Origin of the sequence: Acinetobacter sp. NIPH1876, assembly GCF_022808535.1 — a bacterium.
GTDB classification, from domain to species: domain Bacteria; phylum Pseudomonadota; class Gammaproteobacteria; order Pseudomonadales; family Moraxellaceae; genus Acinetobacter; species Acinetobacter higginsii.
The window spans coordinates 201,322-207,888 of the sequence record NZ_JALGBR010000011.1; the positions used below are offsets into that span (position 1 = coordinate 201,322).

Genomic DNA, 6,567 nt, shown 5'->3' on the forward strand with positions numbered 1-6,567 from the left:
GCAGGCTTCAAAGCCTGCTTTTTTATTCATTTTATTTAGAGTGTATGCTGATCTTTGACTTCTTCCAGAACGTCATCCAGTTCTTCTGGGTTTTTGGATAAGTGCAGAATAGACAATGCCAATCCACCCCATAAAAACACCATTGAAATCACCATCATTACGATTGCTGAAGTATTCATATTTGTTCTCCTAGCGATCTTTGATTCGGCTGAGTACAATTGCAACGACAGCACAGAAAATCACGCTGCCCCATCCAAAAATGCCTTGTAAGCTCATGCTATAACTATCGTAACCGTTTTTCACCAAGTTAAATACGGTCATGCTTAAGGTGGTTAACAAGATCAACGAGGTGATCACCGTTAAAGTGAAATCCCACCCTTTGCCCAATTGAATGGTCGAAATACGGTTGACGTGATCACGCAGTTCAAGCAAGGCGGAACGTTTAAACCAAGCAATACTGATAATCGAGATCAATGCACCACCAATAATACCGATGTTATTGATGAAGTGATCGACGATATCTACCAGTTTAATCGCATTCACACTTGAGAATAAGATCACTGAAACCAGCGCACTACCACCACCAATAATCGTTACAGCTTTGGTACGGCCCCATTTCAACTTGTCCTGCATTGCAGCAATCGGCACTTCCAAGATACTGACCATGGAAGAGATACCCGCAACAAACAGCGAAGAGAAGAATAAGAAACCAAATAAATCTGCACCCGCACCTAAACTTGAAATGATTTTAGGGAATGCGATGAATGCCAGACCAATACCACCACTGACAACATCATGTACTTCTTTACCTGCCGCATGTGCCATAAAGCCCAACGCAGCAAAAATACCAATACCCGCCAAAATCTCGGTTGATGCATTGGCAAAACCAACGATCAAACCTGAACCTGTTAAGTTGGTTTTAGGTTTTAAGTAAGAGGCATAGGTCACCATGATCCCGAAGCCAACCGACAAGGAGAAGAAAGTGTGGCCATACGCTGCTAACCAAACTTTATAGTTCATCATGGCTGACCAGTTCGGGGTAAAGAATGCATTTAAGCCTTCTACCGCACCCGGTAAACGCAATGACTGAATCACCAGAACCGTAAACAAGACAAATAACAACGGCATGAAAATCTTATTGGATAATTCAACACCCTTCTTCACACCGCCGTACAAAATGATTAAGGTCAGTGCCCAGATACCAACGATTGGCCAGAACAAATGGCTCACAAATTGTAGATCGAAGCCAGTTGCTTTCGAGGTCTGCAAATAAGTATTAAAGAAGAAGCTTTCCGGGTCACTACCCCACGCCTGACCAATTGAGAAGTAGACATAACTCCCCGCCCACGTCAGTACACTGGCGTAGTACAAACCAATGATGATACAGACACAGACTTGCCACCAACCGAGTGTCTCACCGCCTTTAAATAGCGCACGATACGCCTTTGGAGGTGAATTACGCGCACGGTGTCCGGTTGCATAATCTAAGAATAAAAGAGGTAAACCAGCGGTAATCAACGCCAGTAAATAAGGGATAAGAAACGCCCCGCCGCCATTTTCATAAGCAACATAAGGGAAACGCCAAATGTTACCTAAACCTACAGCTGAACCAACAGCTGCAATAATAAAACCAGATCGTGATGTCCAGTTTTCACGAGAATCTGCCATAAAACACCTAAATTGTCCTGCTGGCCATTCCATGCTGTGTTAGGTTTTTATTATCCAACAGACATGAAAAGTGCCATAAAAAATCTTGTTTTGCTTGCATGAAATTTCAACCTTGTGGGCCTCCGTTTGCATGGACAAACAAAGCAAAAACCAAACCATCTTCCTTAAAGATTGGGCTTTGTTTTTCTGCTTTTAATAGCCGAACAATACCTGTTTTTATTTCTTTTTACTGTAAATTCTGAAAGAAAAAGTCATCTTTTTTAAACAACTGATTATTTTTCAACAGACTGTAATTTTGACCTTGCAGTCAACTTATAAAAATCAAGTACATAAAACAATCAAGCGAAGCTAAAACTCCGCTTGGGCCACAATCTTTTTTATTGTTTGATGGCTAATAACCTTTCCTCTTGCATATCCCGAATTGCAGAATGAATCCCTTCCCGACCAAGGCCAGAATCCTTCACCCCGCCATAAGGCATATTATCGACACGGAAAGTTGGGACATCGTTAATAATCACACCTCCAACCTGTAAATGATCCCATGCATACAGCATCTTATTCAGATTCTGCGTATATACGCCCGCCTGTAAACCAAAGCGACTTTGGTTAATCGTGGCAATACCCTGCTCAAACATCTTAAACTTTTCTAAAATTGCCACAGGGCCAAAGGCTTCATCTTTATAGATTTCCAGCTTGGCATCTACATTTTCTAGCAAAGCAGGTTCAAACAACATGCCTTGTAAACTTCCTCCTGTCAGTATTTTTGCTCCTTTTTTCTCGGCTTTATCCAACCATTTTTTTAGGCGAACAGCCTCAGCTTCCTTAATCATTGGTCCAACCAATGTCGTTGCTAAAGCTGGATCATCCACTTTTATTTTTTTCAATTTTGCGACCAGTTTCTTTTTCACTTCTGCATAAATATCAGCATGAATTAAAATCCGCTGCACACTGATACAGACCTGCCCCGCATGCCCATAAGCCGCACTAATCAGACGATCTATGAGTGCTTCATCAATCACAGTATCTGCATCAATCAGAACCGCAGCATTACCGCCCAGTTCTAAGGTGACTTTCTTGCGACCTGCGCGCGCTTTCATATCCCAACCGACCTGATCTGAACCGGTAAAGCTGAGTAATTTAAAGCGATCATCGGTCACTAAAATATCTGCTGCTTGACGGTCACATGGCAAGATTGACCATGAACCTTTAGGTAGATCTGTTTCAGCTAATACCTTGGCTATCATTAATGCGCTGATTGGGGTCAAACTGGCTGGTTTCAGCACAAACGGACAACCTGCTGCAATCGCAGGTGCAATCTTATGTGCCACCAAATTTAAAGGGAAATTAAATGGACTAATTAAGGAAATCGCACCAATTGGCACATGCTTGACCATCCCTCTAAAACGGGCTGCCGCAGGGGTCACCGCCAAAGGTAACATGCGACCATCGTCCAACTGCGTCACCGCATCCGCAGCCAATTGGAAGGTGTTAATCAGGCGTTCAACTTCGGCGCTCGCTGCCCCGCGTGGCTTGCCGCCTTCAGCAATCAAGATTTCAGTCAGTTCTTCACGGAGTTCATTAAAGCGCTTCACGCAATGCAATAAGATCTGTTGTTTTTGAAAGGGCTTTAATGCTGCCATTTCCTGTTCCGCTTTTACTGAAGCAGAAATGGCTTTTTCAAGCACTTTGGCATCGGCCAGAGCAACACGTGCATAGACGGTATTTCGATACTTATCATGTACTTCAAGCCATTGCCCCGTGCTCACTGCTTTTCCCGCGACATATAGTGGATAATCCCGCACGCTTGTTGTATCTGTCATTATTCTTGATCCCGTTATAAAAATTTAAAATTAGACTACTGCATATTTTCCAAGATCACTATATGATTCGCCCATTCGCTGATGAATTCACAACAATTCATTACGGTTTTTGATACTGATTAGGACAATGCAATGAAAATATTAAAAATATCAATGCTTGCTTTAGGGACAAGCTTTTGTGGTCTGGCGCAAGCGGATATGATTGGTGTAAAAGGCGATCTTAGCTATTGGAATTACAATGGTGAAGCCAATATGGCTGCGCAAACTTCTGCACCAGATCAAGACCTTGATCGTAAAGGTTCTGCACAAGTTTCTCTTGCATTTGAACACCCGATTCCACTGATTCCAAATGCAAAAATTCGCTATGTGAATTTAAAATCACAAACTGAAAATGAAGTTGCAGGTCAGCCAGTTTATGATCTGAATATCGATCATACCGATTTCATTTTGTATTATGAAATCTTAGATACCATCGTAAATGCAGATGTTGGTCTAGGTGCAACCAATCTGAACGGTGATGTAAAAACACTAGGCTTAAGCAAAACTGATATCGATAAAACGGTTCCTGTGATTTATGGGTCAGCTGGGGTAAAACTACCTTTCACAGGCTTAAGCGCTAAAGCTGAGTTGTTATATAGCAACTTTAACGACGCTAAAATCACTGATGCCCAAGCCGAGTTACAATACAACTTTATTGACAATCTCTTGGTCGATGTTGGCTTAAAAGCGGGCTATCGTATCCTCGATGTCAAACTAGATGATTACGAAAAAAATGACCTTAAATTTAACTTTAAAGGTCCTTATATCGGCTTAGATATCCATTTCTAAATCGTAATAAAGTGAGAAACGGAATCTTTAGATTCCGTTTTTTTATATCCAACCATTAAACTCTCCTCCTTCATGTAAGCCAAAACCTACAACAATCGCAGTGATTGGCGAATACCCCAATACAAAATTTTCACCTATCATACAAATCATAGAGAGACAGGAAGTCTCATTGAGAATAAGAACAGACACAGGATGTGGTCGTTAATAGGATATCAACGACATAAACTGAATATGAAGAAGCCCCGTCAGGATGATGGGGCTTCTTTTTATCTATCATTTTATAGGTGATTTAAAGACTTTTTAGATACGCAACCACTTCGCTATGCTCCGCCATTTCAGCAAGCTGTAATGCCGTATATTCGCCTTTATACGCGACATTTGCACCCTTACTCACGAGTAGCTTCACCACCGCCAAATGATCGTTCTCAGCAGCAGCCTGTAATGCACTATAACCTTCATCATCGGTCTGGTTTGGATCTATCCCCTCTGCCAATAGTTGCTCGACTTGTTCCACATCACCAAGGGATGCCCAATACACAAGTTCAGGCAGATGCAGTTCATCTTCAGGGAGCGGTGAAAAGGAGTTAAGTTTCATTTAGTTCCTCTCATTTAAAAGTTAGCACTCTCTCCATAACAATTACGGGAGCTACATATTCACTGAGTTCTTTACGATAAAGTTCAATAAAACCTTGCTTTGACCAAAATGCAAATGCAGGTTCATTTGATTGAACCACTGCAATTCTCAACCGATCACATCCCCAAGCATGAGCAAGACCCGAAATAAAATGGACTGCTTGCGGGCCATAGCCTAAACCTTGATGAGACTCGATAAATAATAGCAATCCAATAAATACTATTGATGACTCGGGATAACCTTGCAGAATATCAATACAACCAATCATCTGTTCTTTATGATAAATCGCGTAAAAAAACTTTGCAGTACATGGATGTCCACTAGGTACAGCTTTTAGATCGTTTCGAGCAGCATTTTTCTCTGCGCTATATCCTTGAATGAGTTTAAAATAATTTGGAGTAGCCTCAAATACAGCTTGGATACTGGCTATATCAGTTTCATTATCAGGGCAGAGAAGACGATAACTCAGCATATACTTACTATCCTGATGCTTTAAATACGGACAACTTTTGCTTATACCGTATCAAAGCTGTACTCCATTCACAATCGACCAATGGTAGGGCATCAGTTCTCTTAAGGATTTAAATAATAATTTGTTCTCAGCCGTACTTACTGCCACTAGAACATCTCCTCCCCAATAGGAAAGACGCTCTTGGCAGATTCCACAAGGCGTTAAAATTAGAATATTTGAATGTTCCGACGCTCTGCATATACAGAGGGAATGTGTTATTTTTTCATTGATTTTATGTGCCTCCAAACATGCCCCAACTTCCATACAAAGTGATAAAGCATCATTTCGTGTTTCAGGCGCAACACTAATCAAAATTTTTCCACTCTCTGTGGCTAGTGCAGCAATACCACCCCAGCCTGTAGGATAACGGCTCTCCATAAAAACTTTCGCAGCTTGAAATAACTTTTGTTCCATCTTATCTCCAAACAACGTCATAACTTCACAATTTTTATTGTTGATATCTCATAATTGTTGCTTCTACCGTATGGTGATTGGCTTGATGCAGCACTTTAAAACCATGTCTTTGGTAGAGTGAAATATTATGGCTTTCACATTGTAAATAAAGCATGGTTACACCTAATTCTTTAGCTTTTTCTTTTGCCATAGTAATCATTCTGCTTGCAACACCTTGTCCTCGCCATAAAGGATCAACAAAAATCCCACCGATCCAATGCTCATATTCTGGATAGTTTTTATTCTCTCGTAGCTTAAGTTCTAAGGCACCGATCAATTCTTTTCCATGATGAGCTACGATTGCCAAAGGAATAACATCACGATTAGCTGCTTTTTCCAGCACTTTTTGGTGCATCATTTCTTCGGTAATCTGTAAAGAGAGATAAGCCCATTCGTTATAATACCACTTTGCAATTTTTCCAATCGCTTCTGGGTGATCTACGAGCAAAGAAATTTTCATCGTATTGTTAATTTTGAGAATGATTTAACCGATTTTAGCCGATTTCTTCTACCTATTTTCCTCTGCGCCATAAAAAACACCCCCTCTGCGTTAGCGGAGGGGGTGTTTAGATTTAAAAGCTGGCGATGACTTACTCTCACATGGCAAGTGCCACACTACCATCAGCGCTAAGAGGTTTCACTTCTGAGTTCGG

At 41.2% G+C, this 6,567-nt stretch carries 8 protein-coding genes; 1 reads left to right on the top strand and 7 read right to left on the bottom strand.

All coding sequences use genetic code 11. The annotated features are described in order from the left end of the window. Window positions 1-35 precede the first annotated feature (35 nt). From MN869_RS13745 to MN869_RS13755, 3 genes are all read right to left on the bottom strand, one after another. Window positions 36-179 carry a methionine/alanine import family NSS transporter small subunit gene (locus tag MN869_RS13745; protein ID WP_159885716.1) on the bottom strand — a complete coding sequence of 48 codons (144 nt, stop codon included), beginning with the start codon at window positions 177-179 and terminating at the stop codon, window positions 36-38. Between the two features lie 10 nt (window positions 180-189). Next, complete coding sequence (locus tag MN869_RS13750; RefSeq protein WP_032857363.1) at window positions 190-1,668, bottom strand: sodium-dependent transporter; 1,479 nt, start codon at window positions 1,666-1,668, stop codon at window positions 190-192. Window positions 1,669-2,045: 377 nt separating this feature from the next. Further along, window positions 2,046-3,488, bottom strand: a complete 1,443-nt coding sequence (locus tag MN869_RS13755; RefSeq protein ID WP_243308197.1) for an aldehyde dehydrogenase family protein — start codon at window positions 3,486-3,488, stop codon at window positions 2,046-2,048. A 132-nt stretch (window positions 3,489-3,620) separates the two neighbouring features. On the opposite strand from MN869_RS13755, the gene MN869_RS13760 reads away from it, so the two are divergent. Beyond that, window positions 3,621-4,316 (top strand): TIGR04219 family outer membrane beta-barrel protein, encoded by a 696-nt coding sequence (locus MN869_RS13760; protein ID WP_004803376.1) that lies wholly within the window; start codon window positions 3,621-3,623, stop codon window positions 4,314-4,316. 289 nt (window positions 4,317-4,605) lie between these two features. On the opposite strand, the gene MN869_RS13765 is transcribed toward MN869_RS13760, so the two are convergent. The 4 genes from MN869_RS13765 to MN869_RS13780 are packed head-to-tail and all read right to left on the bottom strand — an operon-like array spanning window position 4,606 to window position 6,374. Beyond that, window positions 4,606-4,911, bottom strand: a complete 306-nt coding sequence (locus tag MN869_RS13765) for an ankyrin repeat domain-containing protein (RefSeq protein WP_243308205.1) — start codon at window positions 4,909-4,911, stop codon at window positions 4,606-4,608. A gap of 10 nt (window positions 4,912-4,921) precedes the next feature. Next, window positions 4,922-5,422 (bottom strand): GNAT family N-acetyltransferase, encoded by a 501-nt coding sequence (locus tag MN869_RS13770; RefSeq protein ID WP_243308207.1) that lies wholly within the window; start codon window positions 5,420-5,422, stop codon window positions 4,922-4,924. Window positions 5,423-5,473: 51 nt separating this feature from the next. Next, window positions 5,474-5,875, bottom strand: a complete 402-nt coding sequence (locus MN869_RS13775) for a cytidine deaminase (RefSeq protein WP_243308208.1) — start codon at window positions 5,873-5,875, stop codon at window positions 5,474-5,476. A gap of 34 nt (window positions 5,876-5,909) precedes the next feature. Further along, the gene (locus MN869_RS13780) at window positions 5,910-6,374 is read right to left on the bottom strand and encodes a GNAT family N-acetyltransferase (protein WP_243308209.1); all 465 of its coding nucleotides are present in this window, start codon (window positions 6,372-6,374) and stop codon (window positions 5,910-5,912) included. Between the last annotated feature and the right edge of the window lie 193 nt (window positions 6,375-6,567).

Coding starts and splice junctions, on each gene's coding strand:
- MN869_RS13750 (WP_032857363.1), bottom strand. CDS start 1,668: ATGGCAGATTCTCGTGAAAACTGGACATCACGATCTGGTTTTATTATT.
- MN869_RS13780 (WP_243308209.1), bottom strand. CDS start 6,374: ATGAAAATTTCTTTGCTCGTAGATCACCCAGAAGCGATTGGAAAAATT.
- MN869_RS13775 (WP_243308208.1), bottom strand. CDS start 5,875: ATGGAACAAAAGTTATTTCAAGCTGCGAAAGTTTTTATGGAGAGCCGT.
- MN869_RS13765 (WP_243308205.1), bottom strand. CDS start 4,911: ATGAAACTTAACTCCTTTTCACCGCTCCCTGAAGATGAACTGCATCTG.
- MN869_RS13755 (WP_243308197.1), bottom strand. CDS start 3,488: ATGACAGATACAACAAGCGTGCGGGATTATCCACTATATGTCGCGGGA.
- MN869_RS13745 (WP_159885716.1), bottom strand. CDS start 179: ATGAATACTTCAGCAATCGTAATGATGGTGATTTCAATGGTGTTTTTA.
- MN869_RS13770 (WP_243308207.1), bottom strand. CDS start 5,422: ATGCTGAGTTATCGTCTTCTCTGCCCTGATAATGAAACTGATATAGCC.
- MN869_RS13760 (WP_004803376.1), top strand. CDS start 3,621: ATGAAAATATTAAAAATATCAATGCTTGCTTTAGGGACAAGCTTTTGT.